The sequence below is a fragment of the Pedobacter lusitanus genome, assembly GCF_040026395.1.
In the GTDB taxonomy this organism is placed as follows: Bacteria; Bacteroidota; Bacteroidia; order Sphingobacteriales; family Sphingobacteriaceae; genus Pedobacter; species Pedobacter lusitanus.
Genome location: NZ_CP157278.1, coordinates 3,920,190 through 3,940,920 on the forward strand (window position 1 = coordinate 3,920,190; position 20,731 = coordinate 3,940,920).

General features: G+C 40.8%; 16 protein-coding genes. 11 read left to right on the forward strand and 5 right to left on the reverse strand.

The window, feature by feature from the left end:
- Positions 1–73 precede the first annotated feature (73 nt).
- Complete coding sequence (locus PL_RS16945; RefSeq protein ID WP_041878004.1) at positions 74–1,849, reverse strand: aminopeptidase P family protein; 1,776 nt, start codon at positions 1,847–1,849, stop codon at positions 74–76.
- Between the two features lie 229 nt (positions 1,850–2,078).
- On the opposite strand from PL_RS16945, the gene PL_RS16950 reads away from it, so the two are divergent.
- From PL_RS16950 to moaCB, 7 genes are all read left to right on the forward strand, one after another.
- The gene (locus PL_RS16950; protein WP_235324418.1) at positions 2,079–2,300 is read left to right on the forward strand and encodes a hypothetical protein; all 222 of its coding nucleotides are present in this window, start codon (positions 2,079–2,081) and stop codon (positions 2,298–2,300) included.
- Between the two features lie 174 nt (positions 2,301–2,474).
- Positions 2,475–3,455, forward strand: a complete 981-nt coding sequence (gene moaA / locus PL_RS16955; RefSeq protein ID WP_041878006.1) for a GTP 3',8-cyclase MoaA — start codon at positions 2,475–2,477, stop codon at positions 3,453–3,455.
- A 17-nt stretch (positions 3,456–3,472) separates the two neighbouring features.
- A complete protein-coding gene (locus PL_RS16960) occupies positions 3,473–4,672 on the forward strand; it encodes a molybdopterin molybdotransferase MoeA (protein WP_041878008.1) in 1,200 nt (399 codons plus the stop codon).
- Between the two features lie 27 nt (positions 4,673–4,699).
- Positions 4,700–4,933 carry a MoaD/ThiS family protein gene (locus PL_RS16965; protein WP_041878010.1) on the forward strand — a complete coding sequence of 78 codons (234 nt, stop codon included), beginning with the start codon at positions 4,700–4,702 and terminating at the stop codon, positions 4,931–4,933.
- A gap of 1 nt (position 4,934) precedes the next feature.
- Positions 4,935–6,044 carry a HesA/MoeB/ThiF family protein gene (locus PL_RS16970; RefSeq protein WP_041878012.1) on the forward strand — a complete coding sequence of 370 codons (1,110 nt, stop codon included), beginning with the start codon at positions 4,935–4,937 and terminating at the stop codon, positions 6,042–6,044.
- Between the two features lie 4 nt (positions 6,045–6,048).
- The gene (locus PL_RS16975; RefSeq protein ID WP_348619962.1) at positions 6,049–6,492 is read left to right on the forward strand and encodes a molybdenum cofactor biosynthesis protein MoaE; all 444 of its coding nucleotides are present in this window, start codon (positions 6,049–6,051) and stop codon (positions 6,490–6,492) included.
- Positions 6,493–7,404, forward strand: a complete 912-nt coding sequence (gene moaCB / locus PL_RS16980; protein WP_348619963.1) for a bifunctional molybdenum cofactor biosynthesis protein MoaC/MoaB — start codon at positions 6,493–6,495, stop codon at positions 7,402–7,404.
- Positions 7,405–7,409: 5 nt separating this feature from the next.
- On the opposite strand, the gene PL_RS16985 is transcribed toward moaCB, so the two are convergent.
- Genes PL_RS16985 through PL_RS17000 form a run of 4 tightly spaced genes read right to left on the reverse strand, consistent with a single transcriptional unit; the run spans position 7,410 to position 11,973 of the window.
- Positions 7,410–8,630 carry an ABC transporter permease gene (locus tag PL_RS16985; protein ID WP_041878015.1) on the reverse strand — a complete coding sequence of 407 codons (1,221 nt, stop codon included), beginning with the start codon at positions 8,628–8,630 and terminating at the stop codon, positions 7,410–7,412.
- A gap of 8 nt (positions 8,631–8,638) precedes the next feature.
- Complete coding sequence (locus tag PL_RS16990; protein ID WP_041878017.1) at positions 8,639–9,385, reverse strand: ABC transporter ATP-binding protein; 747 nt, start codon at positions 9,383–9,385, stop codon at positions 8,639–8,641.
- A complete protein-coding gene (locus tag PL_RS16995) occupies positions 9,382–10,635 on the reverse strand; it encodes an efflux RND transporter periplasmic adaptor subunit (RefSeq protein WP_041878018.1) in 1,254 nt (417 codons plus the stop codon). The genes PL_RS16990 and PL_RS16995 overlap by 4 nt, the downstream gene beginning before the upstream one ends.
- Positions 10,636–10,638: 3 nt before the next feature.
- A complete protein-coding gene (locus tag PL_RS17000; RefSeq protein WP_041878019.1) occupies positions 10,639–11,973 on the reverse strand; it encodes a TolC family protein in 1,335 nt (444 codons plus the stop codon).
- Positions 11,974–12,158: 185 nt separating this feature from the next.
- On the opposite strand from PL_RS17000, the gene PL_RS17005 reads away from it, so the two are divergent.
- The 4 genes from PL_RS17005 to PL_RS17020 all read left to right on the forward strand — a co-directional run bounded on the left by PL_RS17005 (position 12,159) and on the right by PL_RS17020 (position 20,728).
- A complete protein-coding gene (locus PL_RS17005; RefSeq protein ID WP_041878021.1) occupies positions 12,159–13,256 on the forward strand; it encodes a sensor histidine kinase in 1,098 nt (365 codons plus the stop codon).
- On the forward strand, positions 13,225–13,965 hold the full coding sequence (locus tag PL_RS17010) for a LytR/AlgR family response regulator transcription factor (protein ID WP_041878022.1): 741 nt from the start codon (positions 13,225–13,227) through the stop codon (positions 13,963–13,965). The genes PL_RS17005 and PL_RS17010 overlap by 32 nt, the downstream gene beginning before the upstream one ends.
- A 21-nt stretch (positions 13,966–13,986) precedes the next feature.
- Complete coding sequence (locus PL_RS17015) at positions 13,987–14,727, forward strand: hypothetical protein (RefSeq protein WP_041878024.1); 741 nt, start codon at positions 13,987–13,989, stop codon at positions 14,725–14,727.
- A 559-nt stretch (positions 14,728–15,286) separates the two neighbouring features.
- Positions 15,287–20,728 carry a beta strand repeat-containing protein gene (locus PL_RS17020; RefSeq protein ID WP_041878025.1) on the forward strand — a complete coding sequence of 1,814 codons (5,442 nt, stop codon included), beginning with the start codon at positions 15,287–15,289 and terminating at the stop codon, positions 20,726–20,728.
- Positions 20,729–20,731: the final 3 nt, after the last annotated feature.

Sequence of the window (20,731 nt, forward strand, 5' to 3'; positions counted from 1 at the left end):
AAAAAACGCGGGCCCCTGTTACAGATACCCGCGTTTTTTGGTTTCCGGGCAGATAATACTACCCGGATTTTTTTTATATAGCTTTCGTAGCTTCTTTAAGCCAGGCACTCTCATCCTGGGTTAATCCCGGACTTAGTTTTTCAAATACCTCTGCATTATAATTATTTAGCCAATCGATCTGTGATTGATCCAGCAATTCCTTTTTTACAATTTTAGTGCTGATTGGCGCGATAGTAAGCGTTTCAAAACCATAGAACTCATTAAATTCATTCGTTTCAATTGCAATAGTCTGAACAAGGTTCTCAATACGGATTCCATGTCTTCCAGGGCGGTATATACCTGGTTCAATAGAAGTAATCATTCCCAGTTCAATGGCTACCGGTGTATTAGTCGGATTGAATACCTGAGGGCCTTCATGTACATTCAGAAAATAACCTACGCCGTGCCCTGTACCGTGCCCATAATTAATAGAATAGTCCCATAACGGTTTTCTTGTAATCGCATCAATCTGGTAACCACAGGTGCCTTTAGGGAACTTTGCTTTACAGCCATCAATCATTCCTTTAAGTACAAGTGTATAGTCAGTCTCTTCCTGTTCGGTAGTAATGCCCATCGGAATAGTACGGGTGATATCGGTTGTTCCATAAAAATACTGCCCGCCTGAATCAACAAGAAACAGACTTTCGGGAATTACTTCTGTATCACTTTCTGCTGAGGCTGAATAATGTGGTAAGGCACCATGTGCTCTGTATGCACTGATGGTTGTAAAACTATCTCCGATAAAACCAGGTTGTTCTGCTCTGTATTTACGTAATTGCGCAGCAGCTGAAAGTTCTGTAATCTTAGTTTTTCCAATAGTTTCTTCTAACCATTTTAAAAATCTGGTTATTGCAATACCATCTTTAAGCATTGCTTCACGTGTGTTTTTTAACTCTGTATCATTCTTAACCGCTTTCAGGTTGGCAGAAGGGTTGGTTTCTTTGATAATTTTTACTGATGACGGTACTAATTTGGCATAAGCATAACAGTTACGCTTGGGATCAATAAATATGGAACTGTTTTGCGGTAGCTGACTAAGTGCACGCTCTATTTCTTCATAAGGGAGTACTTCAACACCACTTTTCAGTAAGGTCAGTTTTTCTGCTTCTGTCAGTTTACCTGAATTAATAAATAAAGTTGCATGATCCTGATTGATCAGTGCAAATGCCAGCACAACAGGATTAAAGTTCACATCTTTACCTCTGATATTAAATAACCAGGCGATATCGTCCAGTGAAGAAACCAGGTGATGATCTGCCTGATGTTTGGTTAGTGCTGCTCTTACTTCGGCAAGTTTGCTGCTTACAGTTTGTCCGATATGCTCATCTGCAATTAAAAATGCAGGTTCAACAGGTAGTGGCGGGCGGTTTTCCCAAATCGGACTCAGATAATCTTTATTCACTAATTTAATATCTCTGACAGATAGCTGTTGCGTAAGTAAATCGCCCAGTAATACTGAAAGAAGTTTTTCATTGGTAGCTACTATGGCTCCTTTATCCAGTTTTTCATTTAGCCACTGTATATATTCCGGTGCATGCTGAACTTTTTGTTTCACCAGTTCAAAACCGCTGCCCTGTAATTGTGCTGGCCCTTGTTCAAAATATCTGAAATCCGTCCATAAACCGGCAAAATCGTGTGTAATTACTAAAGTGCCGGCAGACCCGGTAAAACCTGAGGTAAATGGAATACATTTATAATGTTTCGGCAGGTATTCACTGATATGCGGATCAGCAGAGGGAATTATATAGGCCTGTACATTATCGGCCTTCATTTGTTTACGTATTTCGCGCAGTTTATCCTGGTATGTCATATGCAAAGATTTGTATAGAATTTGATGCCCAAATTTAGCGAATTTATTTAGACGCATGCGATATTGGTGATTTTGGTTAATGTCTGGCTATATTGGGTTAAAATCAAAATGGGTTTAAACGGATCATTTGAAGAATTTTAAATTATTCTTGATCAATAACAACAAAAAGGCTCTGTTATAGGAGTTTTAATTTATCTTTGGGGCCGAGGAGAAGAATATGGGATTGAAAATGCGTATAACGTATAGAGACACAGATTATGTGTACGAAATTGTAAATGGTGCTGCAATAAATAAAGAAACTACCGAATTGAAAATAATTTTAAACGGGCAGCCGGTAACTTTATTGAAAAATGTCAATCAGGTCTGGATGCAACAGGAAGGTGAATTTACTATTGAACCTGATCTTGCTCAGGCTTTGGGAAGATCTGTATCATTGCGTTACCGCATGTAATAAAATTCCAATATCCTTTATCAGATGTACAAAGCTATATTAAAGCTTTTTAAATCTGTCTATTCTGATATACGCTTTTTATGACGTTTAGGATACCCTGTTTTATTTGGTGAAAGTTATTCAATGTTTATCTTTACTTAATTGTAGGAACATTGAAGAAAGCAGGAAGCTAAAATGATAAAGGATTCTTTTAATCGTGTGCATAATTATCTGCGGATATCACTTACTGACAACTGTAATCTCCGTTGTTTCTATTGTATGCCGGAAGAAGAGTATGAATTTACACCGGCTTCAAAACTGATGCATGCTTCAGAAATTGAGTCCCTGGCTAAAATTTTTGTAAATGAAGGAGTCAGCAAAATCCGTCTTACAGGAGGGGAACCATTAGTTCGTAAAGATGCGGCAAGGATTATCTTATCTCTTTCAAAATTACCTGTTGATCTTTCTTTTACTACCAATGGAGTAAGGTTACATGAGTTTATTGATGTACTGCTTGAGGCAGGAATTAAAAGCGTTAATATCAGTCTTGATACACTGGATCCCGATAAATTCCGGATTATTACCAGAAGAGATCTTTTTCAGCAGGTCAGGGATAACATTGACCTTTTGCTGAAGAATAATATTGGCGTGAAAGTCAATGTTGTGGTGATGAAGGGGTTTAATGACAATGAAATTCCGGACTTTATTGCGTGGACAAAAGATTTACCGCTGGAAATCCGGTTTATAGAGTTTATGCCGTTTGCGGGGAACCGCTGGACGAGCAATAAAGTTGTCTCTCTGGAAGAAATTCTAAATTCTGTACAAATAAAATATAATTTTACAGCATTAAAGGCCGGTAAGAATGATACCGCAAAACATTTTCATATTGCAGGACATGCGGGAACGTTTGCTGTTATCAGTACGATGACTGCCCCTTTTTGTGGTACCTGTAACCGGATGCGTTTAACAGCAGACGGAAAATTGAAAAACTGTCTTTTTTCAGTTACCGAAACTGACTTACTGGGCCCGCTCAGAAGAGGTGAGGAAGTACTGCCATTAATTCATCAGTGTATAGGAAATAAAGCTGAAGCACTGGGTGGCCAGTTCTCCGGACTATTTGAAAATATAGAACCTGATCATATTCATAACAGAAGTATGATCACTATTGGTGGTTAAGATGATAATCCATATCTATGATAGCTGTAAGTAAGGCCCGATTATTAATACAGGAAAATATTAAGATGATGCCTGTTCAGGTAGTATCCTTAGCTGAGGCTGCAGGGTATACGCTGGCTATGGATATTTATGCAAAAATGGATATACCTGCTTTTGAGCAGTCTTCTATGGATGGTTATGCGATCCGTTATGAAGATCGTAATCTTAACTTAATTCCAGTTGGAGAGATGCAGGCTGGTGGACAGACTCAATATTCCCTTTTGCCAGGTCAGGCAATCCGTATATTTACAGGTGCCCCTTTACCCGAAAATGCAGACACAGTTGTGATGCAGGAGAAAGTTGAACTGGCAGATGGAATTCTAAAGATTCTGGACAAGCAACTAATCTCAGGAATGAATGTAAGACCTAAAGGTGCTGAAACAAAAACCGGGGAATTGGCTATTCAAAAAGGTTGCAGGTTAACTCCCGCAGCAATAGGTTTTCTGGCTGGAATCGGAGAAACTGAGGTGCCGGTTTATGGTATACCATCAGTTGGTGTGGTGATTACCGGGAAGGAATTACTGCAGCCCGGTAAAGAGCTGGCTTTTGGTCAGGTCTATGAATCTAATTCTTATGCTTTAACTGCGGCTCTGCGGCAGGCACAAATCACAAAGATTAAACTTTATACGGCGGATGATCAGCTGGATGAGGTCAGATTGGTTATGGAGCAGGCGTTGCAAAATAACGATGTGGTTTTACTCACTGGTGGAGTGAGTGTGGGAGATTATGATTTTGTAGTCAAAGCAGCCGAACTCAATAAGGTTACGCAGGTTTTTCATAAGATCAAACAAAAACCTGGAAAACCTTTGTATTTTGGTCTTAAAGGGCAGCAGGCGGTTTTTGGTTTACCCGGTAATCCATCTTCAGTACTGAGTTGCTTTTATCAGTATGTATTACCTGCTTTGCAAAAAATGTATGCTCACGTTGGTGTAGAAAAAACTCAGCCTGGTGGCTTGCAGATAAGGGAAGCAGTTTTAACTCATGAATATAAAAAAGCAGCTGGTCTGACACATTTTTTAAAGGCATATTTTGAAAATGGAAATGTTACACCTTTAAATGCTCAGGAATCTTTTAGAATGAGTTCTTTTGCACAGGCAAATTGTATGATTGAACTGGCGGAAGAAGAAACGGGATTTCCTGCTGGTACAAAGGTGAAGATTCATATTCTTCCGGAATAAATTTTTTAAAAGAGATAATATAAAAGAGTGAAAGTAGAGATTTTATTATTCGGACGGCTGACTGAAATTCTGGGCAGTACACATCTGCTGTTAGAGGGACTGGCAGATACGAATGCGGTTTGCTGTCATCTGGAAGAACAATTTCCTGACCTTAAACAGGTTAAATACAAGGTGGCTGTAGATCAATTGATAATTCACGGTAATAAGCGTTTAACAGACGGAATGACTGTCGCTTTGATGCCGCCATTTTCGGGAGGTTAACATGAATATAAAAGGTGAGGCACGTTATCAGCGGCAAATGTTACTTAAAGATTTTGGCTATGCTGGTCAGGAGAAACTCTTTAAGGCAAAGGTACTGGTTATTGGTGCAGGTGGATTGGGTTGTCCGGTATTACAATACCTGGCAGCTGCGGGCATTGGTACATTAGGTATCGTGGATAACGATGTAATTGAACTGAGTAATTTACACAGACAGATATTGTATACAGTCGCTGATGTAGGGCTTTCTAAAGCAGACTGTGCTGCTGAAAGATTGAAAAAATTCAACCCTGATATTACAGTTAAATCTTACCCTGTACAATTGAATAATCAGAACGCAATAGCCATTCTGCAGGAGTACGATATGGTCATAGATGGATCTGATAATTTCCCTACCCGTTATATGATTAATGATGCTTGCGTCTTATTGGATAAACCGCTGATTTATGCGGCATTATCTGAGTCAGAAGGACAGGTGTCTGTTTTTAATGTGGCAGGACCTGATGGTGTAAAAGTGAATTACAGAGACCTGTTTCCTGCAGCTCCGCGTCCAGGGGAAGTGCTAAATTGTTCTGAAGCAGGGGTGCTGGGTGTATTACCTGGTATTATTGGGACTATGCAGGCAAACGAAGCGATTAAACTGATTTCAGGGATTGGTGAGCCGCTCATCAGTCAGCTGATGATTTATAATTTGTATACCAGTCAGACTTATAAAATCAGATTATCGCCGGCTGGCCAGACAAAAACAGATTTACCTGGAAACCTGGAGTCGTTTTCAAAAATGAATTATGATTGGTTTTGCGGGATTAAGCAAAATACAGGTGAGGTAAAAGAAATGAGTCCGGGAGAATTCAGAGCTGTTGCCGGAGATGAAAGTTTTACGATCATTGATGTACGTGAACCGGGGGAATTACCTGCCGCATCGGGGTTCAGTTATCTTAGTTTACCTTTATCTGCCATAAGGGAAGAAATTCCGCAGGTTGAAGGAAATAAAGTAATCCTGTTTTGCCATTCGGGAATCAGAAGTATTATTGCGGGGGAGCTATTATTGGAAGCCTATCCTGATAAAGAATTTTATAGTCTTAAAGGAGGTGTTTTACGTTTGGACAGTTAGACAGATGAAAGAAAAAAAACTTAAAAATATATTTATCAATGGTGCTGTTTCGGCTCAGTTTATTGCAGATAGTATTCAGCAGCATCAGAGTAATCCTGCAACAGGTGCTCATAGTATTTTTTTAGGCCAGGTGCGTGCAGATATAATTGGTGAAGAAAAGGTAGTCGGGATTAACTATACTGCTTATGAGGAAATGGCCCTGGAAAAGATGTATGAAATCAGAGAGGATATTTTTCAAAAATATCCGGTAATCTGTTTACATGTACATCATAGTTTAGGTCTGGTGCCAGCTGGTGAAGTTTGTCTTTTTGTATTTTGCTCTTCTGCCCATCGCAAAGCTGCAATGGAAGCCTGTGACGAGCTGGTGGAAAGGATTAAAGCAGAACTGCCAATCTGGGGGAAGGAGATTCTGACTAATGCGGCTCATCAATGGAAAGAAAATATATAGATGGTAGATATCACACATAAATCAAATACGCTTAGAAAAGCAGTGGCTACGGCGAAACTTAAAGTTTCCAGTCTGCAAACTATTGAAACTGTTCTTGCGGGTAAAGTTCCTAAAGGAGATGTTTTTGAGTTTTCAAGAGCTGCCGGACTGTTTGCTGTAAAAAAAACGAGTGATGTTATTCCTGATTGTCATCCGCTGCCTGTAGAATACACCGCTATTACACATGAAATTGAAGGAATGTATATTATCATTCGTGTAGAAGTACATACCATTTATAAAACAGGGGTGGAAGTGGAGGCTATGCATGGGGCCTCGGTAACGGCACTCACTATTTATGATATGCTGAAACCGATTGATAAAGGTATAGAAATTGAAAATATCCGCCTTGAGCATAAATCGGGGGGGAAAAGTCAATACCAGCTTGCTGATCAGGAGCAATTGAAATGTGGGGTGATAGTTTGTTCTGACAGCATCAGTAAAGGTGAAAAACAAGATAGATCAGGTAAAGCGATTGTCCGAAAATTAGCATCCTATCAACTGGAAACAAATCATTATGATGTTATTGCGGATGATTTTAAACAGATACAGCAAAAAGTAGCAGATCTGGTAGAACAGGATTTTGATCTGCTGATTTTTACTGGTGGTACGGGACTTTCTCCAAGAGATGTGACACCCGATGCGATTGCGCCTTTGCTGGAAAGAGAGATACCGGGACTAATGGAAAATGTGAGGAAATACGGGCAGGAACGAATGCCGTATGCCATGCTTTCCAGAGGCGTAGCCGGTTTTATCCGGGCTACACTGATTATTACTCTGCCAGGTTCAGTAAGTGGCGCTGAAGAGAGCATGGACGCACTTTTTCCTGCAGTGTTACATGTGTTTAAAATTCAGAAAGGAGCAGGTCACGACTAATTTTTTTATTCGTAACGGAGTGCTTCAATAGGATCCAGACGAGAAGCTTTTAAAGCTGGGTAATACCCGAAAAATATTCCGGTTACTGCGCAGACAAGAAATGAAATTACTATAGAAAATTCGGAGATCACAGTAGGCCAGTTCAGCATTTTTGGGACAATGATCGCTGCTGAAACACCAATAATTACACCGATTACCCCACCTGTGATACTGATCATGACTGCTTCGATTAAAAACTGAAGCAGAATGTCAATCCCTCTTGCACCTATGGACATCCTCAGGCCTATTTCACGGGTTCTTTCAGTTACTGAAACATACATAATATTCATAATACCAATCCCGCCGATCACTAAAGAAATACTTGCTACAGCTGTTAACAAAGCAGTCATCATACTGCTGGTAGAATTCATCATAGTCATCAGCTCTGCCTGTGTTCTTACCTGGAAATCGTTATCCTGATTTTGTCTCAGGCGGTGGGTTTCTCTTAGCACGGAACTGATTTCAGTTACTGCGGCATCAGAAGCTCCTTCGTTAATAGCGGAAGCATAGATACTGCCAAAGTATATAGAAGATGTTATTCTTTTTTGAATTGTGGTATAGGGAGCGATAATCAGGTCATCCTGATCCTGCCCGAAATTACTATATCCTTTGGGTACCAGTACACCTATGACCTGAAAGGGGATTTTTCCAAAGCGTATAATCTTTCCTATTGGATTTTCTCCGTTGGGAAAAAGATTATCTACTACAGTTTTCCCCAGTAAACATACTTTAGCAGAAGCTCTGACGTCCTGCGCTGAAAATAAGATCCCTTCTTTGATAACCAGTTTCCGGATATCCATATATTCCGGACTTACTCCCTGAATCGTAGTAGGCCAGTTATTTGCCCCGTTAATAGCTTGCCCGCCTGATGAAGCCAGAGGTGAGATCATGGCGATATCCGGGGCACTTTCCCGCATGGCATCTACATCTTTAATCGTTAAAGTTTTAAAACTGCTGCCTCCCAGCCTTGCCCCTCCAGGCTCATTACTGTAAGGCGTAATAGTGATCATATTGGAACCCATACTAGCTAAAGATGCATTAATGCTTTGTTTTGAGCCTTCCCCTATAGACATCATTGTAATTACAGAAGCTACCCCTATAATAATACCAAGCATAGTCAGCAATGCACGTAGTTTATTGCGTTGAAGAGCTCTTATCGCTAGTCTGATGAGATTGATGAGTTTCATAATAATCTTTAATAGTCATCCGCTTCGGGCAATGAAGCCAGTGCCTCTCTTGCTGAACGACGATTTTCATTTATAGAATCCTTCTGAACTTTTCCGTCCCTTAACATAATGGTTCTGCTGCTAAATCCGGCTATATCTGGTTCATGCGTCACAAATACGATCGTTTTGCCATTTTGATTCAGATCCTGCATGAGCGACATAATTTCGTAGGAAGTTCGGGTGTCCAGATTTCCCGTTGCTTCATCAGCTAGAATCATAACCGGTTCATTTACCAACGCCCTTGCGATAGCTACACGTTGCTGTTGTCCGCCGGAAAGCTGGTTTGGTGTATGATCAAATCTGCCATCTAATTTTACAGCCTGAAGAGCCGCTATAGCTCTTTCTTTGCGCTCTTTTGTTCCGATAGAAGGATTATAGAGCAATGGTAATTCTACGTTCTCTAAAGCAGAAGTGCGGGGCAGCAGGTTATAAGCCTGGAAAACGAAGCCAATTTTTGTATTGCGAAGTTTAGCCAGCTCATCTCTGGAGAGTTCCTTAACATTGACCTTGTCAAGCATATAAATTCCATCCGTTGGTTTATCCAGACAACCCAGCATATTGAGTAAAGTGGTTTTTCCCGACCCGCTACTTCCCATAATAGTTACAAACTCTCCGGTAGTTACCTCGAAAGAAACCCCTTTTAAAGCTCTTACAATTTCAGTACCCATAGTGAACTCACGTTTCACATGCTGGATTTCAAGAATCTTGTTGCTCATCGTTTTCGTCCTCCTGGTCTTTGTGGCATAAATGGACTTTTAACTGCAGCAGCACTGGCTGCGGCTGTAGATTCCATACCGGTAACTATAACTTCATTTCCATTTAGCCCATTCAGTACCTGTACATGCGTATTGTCATTCAAACCGGTTTGAATCTTTTTCTGAATCAGTTTATTGTCCTGTAAGATCCAGACATAGCTGTCAGGAATAGTTATCGTTTCAGATTTTGCCTGATTTGGACCAGGAGTAACTGAATTTGAACTTTTCCTGCCTCCTGGTCTGTCTCCTTTTCTTTTTCCGGTTGCAGGTATCAGCTCATATTGCTTTTTCAATGTCGAATCCGGATTGAATTTTAATGCCTGTACTGAAATTAAAGAGGCGTCTTTAACTTCTTTGGTATAAATGATAATATTGGCAGTCATGCCAGGTTTAAGCTTCTTGTCATCATTAGGTGCGTCGATTAAGGTAGAATAAGTTACCACGTTAGCTGATATGGATGGCTGCAGACGAACTTCTTTGACTGTGCCGTTAAAAGTATCGTCAATAAAAGCATCTACTGTAAAAGTTGCTCTGAGACCTTTAACTACGTTACCGATATCGGCCTCGTCTACCTTGGCCTGCACCTGCATTTTTGTAATATCTTTTGCAATGGTGAAAATTGTAGGTGTGTTGAAACTGGCAGCCAGAGTCTGTCCTATATTTACGCTTCTGCCTAATACCACTCCATCAATAGGGGAATAGATCTGTGTAAAAGATAAGTTTCTTTCTGCGGCCCGTAACTGTGCTGCAGCGCTATTTACATTGGCTTTAGCTACCTGATAGGTATTGAGTGCAATATCATAATCAGCCTTGCTGATTGAACCTGTTTCAAATAGCTGTTTTTGGCGGTTAAAGTTGGCAGCCTGATAACTTTCATTACTCTTTGCCTGTGCCAGGCCAGCCTTAGCCTGATCGACTGTAGCCATAATCAGTGTTTTATCGAGCTCTGCAACCAGTTGTCCTTTCTTTACTGTAGAATTGAAGTCTGCATATAAAGCTGATACCGTTCCGGAAACCTGGGTTCCTACTGTTACTGTATCAACAGGCTGAACTGTTCCGGTTGCTGTAACACTGGTAGAAATGGCCCCTTTGCTTAAAGTTTCAGTAGTTAAAACCACAGGTTTATCCTTGCTTCTCATAAATAAAAACCAAACCAGGCCTGCTAAAACAATTACTGAGGCTATAATTAAACTAGTTTTCTTGGAGTTCATGATTTATAATTTAATGGGGATGCCCAGATAAAATTCGTAGATTCTTGCAGCAAGTGCAGCATTGTATTTTGCCTGGATATAGGACTGCATCGCCTGTACATAAAGATTTCTTTGCTGATAAAAATTAACCAGATTGACTGCGCCGATTTTGAGTTCCTGGCTGGCTATACGGTACACTTCTGTATTGTATTTTAACTGTTCAATAGCAGAAATGAATTGATTCTGTGAATTCTGAGCCGTGATATAAGCTTTTTCAGTAGTGAGTGCCAGTGTCGTTTTACTGTTTTCCAGAGCCAGCTCAGCCTGTTCAATTTCTATTTTTGCTTTTGCGACATTGGTTTTATTTTGTCTCTTGGTAAACACAGGAACCGAAAGCGTCAGTCCTGCCTGCTGATAAAAGTTATTATCAAATTGTCTGAAAGCATTATAAGTTGGATCATGCGCATAACTTGTTCCTATCCCCGCACCCAGTGTTAATGTAGGCAGGTAACCCGACTTTGCTTTGTCCAGGTCGTAACCGGAAATACGTACACCCAGTTCCGCATTTTTAATCTCAGGGCGGTTCTGTAAAGCGTATTGCTGCACAGTCTGAAGGTTCGGGATAGGTTGATCAGAGATTACAGTATCTGGCTTAACTACATCAAAATCATTTGTAGCAGGTAATTGAAGCAATTGTTTCAGTGCTATTTTGTCCTGGCGTTCCGCATTTTCTGCTGCGGTTAAATTATACCGGTCTCCTGCCAGTTGAGCCTGGAACTGTGCAACGTCTTTTTTTGCTGCAGAGCCGGCGTTAAAGCGGTTTTGTGTCTGACCAAGTTGTGCTATGGAAGTTTTAACGAGATCCTGGTTATAAATAATACTTTCTTTATCAACCAGGATATTCAGATATGCCTGCGTAATTTGTAAAGTAATATCATTTTCACTGGTTAGTACTGCATAGTTTGCGGACTGAACGGCCAGACCCTTTTGTTTGATATCAGTTTGCAGATAACCTCCCTTGTATAGTGTCCATGCTGAACTTAAACCATAGGCGCCTGAAGAATTAATAGCATTGGTTGAGCCATTTGTATTCAGATTATAATGATTAAAAGATTGGGAGGCAGATCCGTACAGGTCGGGGAGTAGTGCTGATTTTGCCAGTAACTTATCTTGTTTCGTACTTGCTGTGGTTAGTCTCAGCGTTTTTAGCTGGATATTGTTTTTCCTGGCATATTGCAGACAGGTGGCCAGATCCCATACTGCCGGAATATTCTCATTTGTCTTGTCCTGACTAAAACCCTTTATACAGGATAGTCCAAGAAATAGAAAGAGGAGGCTCTTTATGGTTAGTTGTGACATATAATGATGATCAAAAACCAAATTAATAGATCTAATTAACGCTTATTCAGGATGTTAAAAAAGCATAATCGACTGGTGACTTAAACATACCGACAAAGAACTGATTGTAAACGATGGAAAGATTTGCACCTATTGACGTAGGTTGACTACCTTGCCTAACTAAATATAATTAAAATTTTGAATAGATGAATGCAGTAAAAAGCCGTTCCTATATCACCGTTCTGCTCCATATTTTATTATGGATGCTTTTTGCCTCTATATTGCTTTTTTATATGCCTCTGACATGGAATATCGAGGTTCCATATCAACTTTGGATTAAGCAGAGCTGTGAACTGGTTTTCCTGATTATTATATTTTATCTGAACAGCCATATTCTGGTGCCGAAATTATTACTGAAGAATAAATCACTGGGTTATTTACTGGCTATTGTTGGTTTTGCAATAGTCGGGACTTTTATGGTCAGATATCTGGATGACGTGCTGAATCTGCCGTTGCTCATTGTAGAGGCTTTTCAGAAAATAGGAGTTAACAAGCTTCCAAAACATAACGATAAGCTGGATATTTTTATGATCATGCTGATTCTTCTGATTACCGGTATCAGTACCAGCGTAACGCTGATTCAGAAGTGGCAGGCAGATAAGCAATTGCGTGAGGCATTGGAAAAAGATAAAATCGGATCAGAGTTGTCTTTTTTAAAAGCACAGATCAATCCGCATTTCTTTTTTAATACACTGAATAATATTTATGCATTAACTCATGTAGACGTCGAAAAGTCACGTAATGCATTGCATAAATTATCCAGGATGATGCGTTATCTTTTATATGATACCCAGGCAGGAAGTACCCCTTTAAGTAAAGAAGTTTCTTTTATTGTAGACTATATTGAACTGATGAAACTTCGTCTGAATGATACAACTCAGGTAACTTTTGAAGGACCACTGATAAACAATGATATACAGATTGCTCCTATGTTGTTTCTGCCATACATTGAAAATGCCTTTAAACATGGGGTGAGTTCTACCTCACCTTCTGTAATTTCCATTGATCTGAGTATGGCAGATAACGTTCTTGGAATGAATGTAAGAAATACGGTTTTTAACGAAAATGCAGCAATTGCTGATAATTACAGGGGAATTGGTCTGAGTAATACCAAAAGACGACTGGATTTGTTATATCCTGGAAAACATACCTTTTCAGCGGGTAAGACTGAAGACACCAATGAATTTATTGTTCACTTAACCTTAATACTTGATGATACTGAATTGCATAGCGGTAGACGATGAACCATTGGCTTTAGGGCTGGTTTGCAGTTTTATTGAACAAACTCCGTTTTTGCATCTTGCAGGGAGCTTTTCAAGTGGAGTAACAGCATTGGCTGCACTTCATGAACAGCAGATTGATCTTGTTTTTCTGGACATACAGATGCCTGATCTTACCGGAATTCAGCTGGCCAGAATTTTAGACAGGCAGCCGGGAACCAGCGGCCCCAGAATAATATTTACAACTGCTTTTAACAATTTTGCATTGGAGGGCTATAAAGTTGATGCATTGGATTATTTGCTAAAGCCTTTCAATTATGAGGAATTTCTGATCGCAGCGAATAAAGGCAGGGCCTATGCAGAACTGGTGAAACCATCCGTGCAGGGAGTAATCCAAAATAATGATCAGGAAGAAGAGTATATATTCCTAAAGGTTGAGTATCATATGGTCCGGGTAGCAATTAAGGATATTCTGTATATTGAAGGTCTTAAGGACTATGTAAAGGTCTATCTGGAGAACGCGGATAAGGCAATACTGACCTTAACCAGCCTTAAAGTGCTGGAGCAGAAGTTGTCTCCTAAAATATTTATGCGGGTTCACCGTTCCTATATAGTATCCCTTGAAAAAGTGAATTCGGTAACAAAAAATAGTCTGAATATTGGCTCATTGAGTATTACTGTAGGAGAACAATATAAAGAAGCATTCAATACCTATTTAAGTAGGTGGATGTGAGGTGAACCAATTAATCCGTCTATGTTTAAACTGTTAAAGTTAGTTTTTGTACTTCTTTTTTTTGCTTCCTGCTCTTCAGTATATGTCCCAACAGTACCGAATACACCAATGTTAAGTGCACAGGGAGAATTTAGTGGTGGGGCACACATTAATCTGAAGGGCGATGCTAATTTTAACGGTGCTTATGCCGTGAGCAATCATATCGGTCTTTTGCTTGGCGGAGCGCTGATGAAAGATGAACGGAGGACCAGAGATATCCGTCGTAAGCAGCTGGAAGGTGGTATAGGGTATTTTGATACCTTCGGGCCTGATCATACCAGAATTCTGGAAGTCTATGCAGGAATAGGTACAGGTTCTACTCACCGTACTTACCGGGTGTATGACAAAGATGTCTTAATCAGTACAGAACTTCAGGAGGTAAATTACAGTAAAACATTTTTACAGGTTAACTACAGCTCCAGGAAGAATAGAAACTTCCATCTTTTCGGAAATAATTATCCAATAAATTATGGTACAGCATTACGAATCAGCCATGTAAGTATGGGTACCTTTTTAATTAACGGTTCCGGACAGCCTAAAGAAGACAATATCTTCCTGGAACCTGTGTTTTTTACCCGAATGCGTTTAAGCAGGGCGGTGCAGCTTCAATATACGACCAGTTATAATCTGGGCTTGAAAAACCGGAAATACATGACAGCGGGAAACTCTATTTTTAGTGTGGGTGCCGTTATCAATGTTGGCGGCTTAAAAAGCAAAAATTAATCAGTAGTTTCTTATTCTCTTTTAGGGAAATCTATTCAACTTACCGGCTTTTTTGTCTAAAAAACAGGGTGTTTATTCTGTTTTAGGGATCATTTTCATTTTACGCATCGAAACAAATAATAAAATTAATTAATTGAAACTCAGATAATTAATTAATTAAGTTGCTTGTTTTGTCTGTGAAATTGCTTATTGTGCAATAAAATTCCGTTCCGGATTGGTAGATTAGCTCCCAAATTGATAAATTTTTGTAGAAGCAGGCTTACCTATGGGTCTGAAATGCAAATGTTCGATGCTTAATGATTGTTCCTGTAAATATATTTCCAGAAATGAAAAACTATCTAAAGTACAACAAAAACGGTCTCTCTCCAATGCTCTTCATGCCATCTGAGTGGTACGGAATATTAGAAGATTCCTGATTTTCAATTTTTTAAAAGAAGAAACCAGCCAATATAAGGAAATGAATAAAAACGGCTTAACTCTGTTTGGAGTGGCTTTTTTTTATGCTTGTTTCCCTCTTTTGGTATAAAATATAATCTACTATTTTAAATTCAATACGCTCATGAATAAAAAAGTTAAGCATTTCGCCGTGCTTATCGGACTGCTCTCTGCATTCGGTGCTAAAGCTCAAGTTGGAATAGGAACAAATGTTCCTGATGCAAGTGCCCAGCTTGAAGTACTTTCTACTTCAAAAGGTCTTCTTATCCCAAGGATGTCACTTTTACAACGTAATGACATCAATAATCCTGCCAATGGTTTGTTAATTTATCAGACTAATAGTTCTCCCGGCTTTTATTTTTATAATAACGGTCAGTGGCAGAGGCTGGTAAATAACTCAGAGTTAACTTCTGGTGGTAGTGGATCCAATGGAAATACTATCTTAAATGGAAATATTGTTCCTGCCCAGAGCGTAGGTACAAATGGGGATTTCTATCTGAATACAAGCAATAATACGTTATATGGCCCTAAAACAGCGGGAAACTGGCCTGCAAATGGAATTTTGCTGGTTGGTCCTAAGGGGGATCCGGGTATTCCGGGGAATTCTTTACCCGGAGTAGGGAAAACCGTCACATCAAAAGGGACAATAGCAATTGGAAATGGTCAGGAGGCTGTTTTAAAAGACCTTACGTTGGATCTTGCAGATAATGCTGTTACCTCGGCCAAGATTGCTGACGGTGCAATTGGTGATATTGATTTAGATAAAAAGAATATTCCGCTGAGTGGTTTTGGCGTGCCTGATAAAAATGTGTCCTTTGGAGGATACAGAATTACTAACCTGGCTGCACCAACGAAAGATCAGGATGCGGCAACAAAAAAATATGTGGATGAAAAGATAGGTACCGGACCAGGTATACCTGGCGGCGGACAGGCACCTGTGCTGAGTTATGACGGAGCCAGTAACTTATCTATCAAGGGAGGAAATACAGTAAGTCTGGAAAATCTTAACCAGTCACTGAGTCTTGTGGGGACCGTATTATCTATATCCGGTCCAAGAAATAGTCAGGTAGACCTTTATTCTCTGTTAAGTGACGGGAGTAGCGGCGGGCCGATAGTTCATGATGCCACCCTCACCGGGCTTGGAAACCTGAGCAAACCTTTGGGACTATCCAATACCGGTGTTATTCCTGGTGAATATAAATCTGCAAATATTACAGTAGATGCAAAAGGCAGAATTACTGCTGCAACAGCAGGCGCTGGCGGTAATATAGGACAGGGAACTGTAACTTCTGTATCTGTAACCTCAGCAAACGGGTTAACAGGTTCAGTGGTTAATCCTTCAACGACACCAAATATTACGCTGGGTACTTCTGTTGAAGGACTTCTGAAGGGGATGGGTGGTGCAGTTACTGCCGCTGTTACAACAGGTTCCGGTCCGGTTGTTTTAGGCGATTCTCCGGTATTAACTACGCCCAATATTGGAAACGCAACGGGTAATATTGATGGTACCGCACGTAATGTGACCGGGATTGTTGCTATAATCAATGGAGGAACCGGCGCGAATAATGCACCGGAGGCAAGAACAAATCTGGGTTTAGGTAATGTTGACAACACTTCAGATCTCAATAAACCGGTAAGTGATGCAACTAAAAATGAACTGGCAAAAAAGATTGATAGCAATGCTCCGGTAACTGCTGCTACAAAAACAAAGATCACTTATGATACAAAGGGCTTAATTATAAGAGGAGAGGATGCAACAACTGCTGATATTGCAGAAACAACAAATAAAAAATATGTTACCGATGCCCAGCTGACACTGATTAATAATATCACCAACACCAATAGTGGCGATCAGATTGCACTTACCGTACCGGTTACGCCAAAAGGTGCTTTACTTTCAACTAATGTGCAGGCTGCACTGGAAGAATTGCAGGGAAAGATAACGACTTCTACCGGCGGCGGAATGACAGGTGTTAAACATGACGGAACATTAACCGGAGACGGCAATACGATAGACCTGGCTTTGGCAGATAAAGCAGTTACGCTGGCTAAAATGGCTGATGCCGTACCGAATTCATTAATCGGAAACAGTTCCGCATCAGCAGGAAAACCAGAATATATTACTGCCGGTTCTGGCATTTCTCTGAATGGCGGCACATTATCGGTTAATATACCGGATGCTACTGCATCCAAATCAGGTTTGATGAATCCTTCAGATAAAACAAAACTGGATGGGTTAACCAATTATACCTTACCCATCGCTTCTGCAGCTGCTTTAGGAGGGATTAAAGTTGGTGCAAATCTGAGTATTGATAATAATGGCGTATTATCTGCAAGCGCTTCAGGCGGTAGCGGAATAACCGGAGTAACAGCCGGAACAGGATTAGAAGGTGGTGCTACCAGCGGTAATGCTACGTTAGGACTTGCTCCTGTTCCTGCAAATACAATTCTGGGGAACCTCGGATCGGTAACTGCGGTACCAGTTCCATTAAATGCACTGGAAGTAAAGTCTGTATTGCTTTTGGATAAAGTTCAGAATGTTGATCAGACCAATGCGGATAACCTGACTACCGGAACGATCAAAGAAAAACTTTTTGGCAATGGATCTATTCCCGTAGGTGCATTGAAAACTACAGGAACTCCTGACGGAACAAAGGTTCTTCATGGAGATGGTACATGGGGACAGATCACTGCAGGTTCTTTAACCGGTATACTTCCGGTAGCGAATGGAGGAACTGGTATAGGTTCTTATACTCCTGGAAATTATATAAAATCAGGTAATGCAACTACATTGATAGAAGTTACACCAGCTGATCTTAAAACAGAGCTTGGCTTGAGTTTAAAAGAAGATGCAGCCAATAAAAGTACAGATGTAACCCTGGCCAGTGCATCAGACGATAAATTTCCAACAGAAAAAGCGACAAAAACCTATGTGGATAAAACCGTTGCGGCAGCAGTAAAAGCAGCTGAAATAGGAGCTGGCGCAGTACCTGATGCAGATGCAACTACTAAAGGTAAATTGAAGTTAACCTCAGATCTGGGTGGTACAGCTGACTTGCCATTGGTGAAATCTGTTGGAGGCTTAACCGCTGATGTCATTAAAGACGGAGTAAATCTTGCCAACGCAGCTACTCCGAATAATACGCCGAATACAATCGTTAAAAGAGATAACAACGGTGATTTTTCTGCTGGTAAAATTAAAGCAGACCTGATCGGAAATGCGGCTACAGCAACCACAGCAGGATCGGCAACTACAGCAGTAAATGTAACCGGAGTTGTGGCAATTGCCAACGGAGGTACCGGAGCTACAGATGCAGCGGGAGCAAGAACAAATCTGGGATTGGGTAATATTCAGAATACAGCAGATAAAGATAAAATCATAAGTGATCTGACTAAAGCAGCCCTGGACGGAAAGATCAATCTTACCGAAAAAGGACAGCCATCAGGAGTTACGCCATTAGATGGTTCGGGAAAAATTGACAGTAAGTATTTACCCAATTCCTTAACAGGAGCGGTTACTTATCAGGGAGTTTATAATGCGGTGACCAATTCACCGGCACTTGCAGCCCCAGGAGCAGCGAATAAAGGATATTATTTTGTGGTGACTGCTGCAGGAACTCAGCAGGGGCTGACTTTGGGTTTAGGAGACTGGGTGATTTCAAATGGTACAGCCTGGGATAAAGTGAGCAGCAGCAGCACCATTTCAACTGTATTTGGCAGAACCGGAGCAGTCGCTGCGGCACCTGGTGATTACAATACTGATCAGGTAACAGAAGCGGGAAATAAATATTATACAGAAGCAAGAGTAAGTGCAAACCCTACAGTTGCGGGGCATACAGCTGCGTTAGCAGGTAAGGAAGATGCGATTAATAAAAGTACCGACGGGACATTTGCTGCTAATTCAGATGTTAAATTTCCATCAGAGAAAGCAACAAAAACATACATTGATAAAAAAGTGCCCGCCTTTACTGCTGCCGATGCCAATAAAGTCTTAACCGTAAACAGTGGTGGCACTGCAGCATTATGGTCGGCCGCTGGCGGTGGTGGCAGCGGAACCGTAACTTCCGCATCCGTTGTTTCTGCAAACGGTATTAGTGGAACAGTGGCAACACCAACGACTACACCGGCCATTACACTGACTCTGGGCGCTATTACACCATTATCAGTTAATGCAACCGGAACTATAACCGGAAGTAATCTGAGCGGCATCAATACTGGTGACCAGACAGATATTCCAGGTAAATCCCAGACTGTGGAAACCAATGCGATTATAACCGGAGATGTTAAGACCACAAGTAAAAACACCGTAGTTATTCAGCCCAATGTAGTTACTTATGCAAAGATGCAAACGATGAATCCTAATAAATTATTAGGGTCCGGTGCATCAGGAACAGCAGTAAGTGAAATTAATTTAGGAACAGGATTAAGCTTCACCGGTAATACGCTCAACGCAGCAAGTGGTGGTGGCAGCGGATCAGTAAGCAGTGTATCGGTAGTTACTGCAAATGGGATCAGTGGTTTAGTTTCAAATCCAACTACTACCCCAGCCATTTCACTGACATTAGGCGATATCAGGCCAAATTCTGTCAATGCCACGGGAACAATTACCGGGACCAATCTTACCGGAATTAATACCGGAGATCAGACCATTATACTTTCTGGTGATGTTAGCGGTAGTGGTACCGGGGCGATTACAACAGCTATCGGTACCAATAAAGTGACTTCTACCCATATTCTGGATGGAACAATTGTCGCAGCAGATATTGCAAATCAAACCATTACAGCTACAAAACTAAATAATATTACAGCCAACGGAACTACAGGACAAGTCCTTTCTTCCAATGGAAGTGGTGGCTTTACCTGGACTACGCCAGCAGCCGGTGGTGGCGGCGGTACAACTGATTTAGCTTATACTTCAGCTCCGCTTCAGGGAACAATTACACCAACTGCTCCGGGAAAACCAGCAGTTATTCCCGCTGCAACAGCAGCAGCAGCAGGTCTGATGCCAAACACTGATAAAATTAAGCTTGATAAAATTGACGATATAGTCACCGCTACCGATGCAAAAAAGGTGCTGACAGTCAGTGACGATGGTAAAACTGCAAAATGGGTTACTCCGGCAGCAGGTGGCGGCAGTTCAGGTTATCAGGTTTATAAACTGAATGGCGGAAAGGTCCTTGTTAAAGCATCTGGTCCGGGCGTTACTTATACTTTAACGGGTAATGTGATGAATATTACTATCCCTGCAGGAGTATTGGTTTATTATATCAGAGCCAATACAACTCTGCTGGAGATTGGTAGTAAAACATTTATCAATCTTTCCATTAAAGACGAGTCAGGATTGGTTAACAATGATGCTACCGATGCAGTGATCCCATTTATAAGTTTTGGTCAGAGAACAGCTCCTGCAGCAAGTTTAAGCTCAATGGACAGTTACTTACCTGCAGGTACCAATAATGTCAGTGTTCAGACTGCAGGATACAGCGGAGGAACTGTAAATCTTATGTTATTCGGAGTGAACAATCTTACAAGCAGTAACGGGTTTTATGTAATGATTAATTTTTAACAG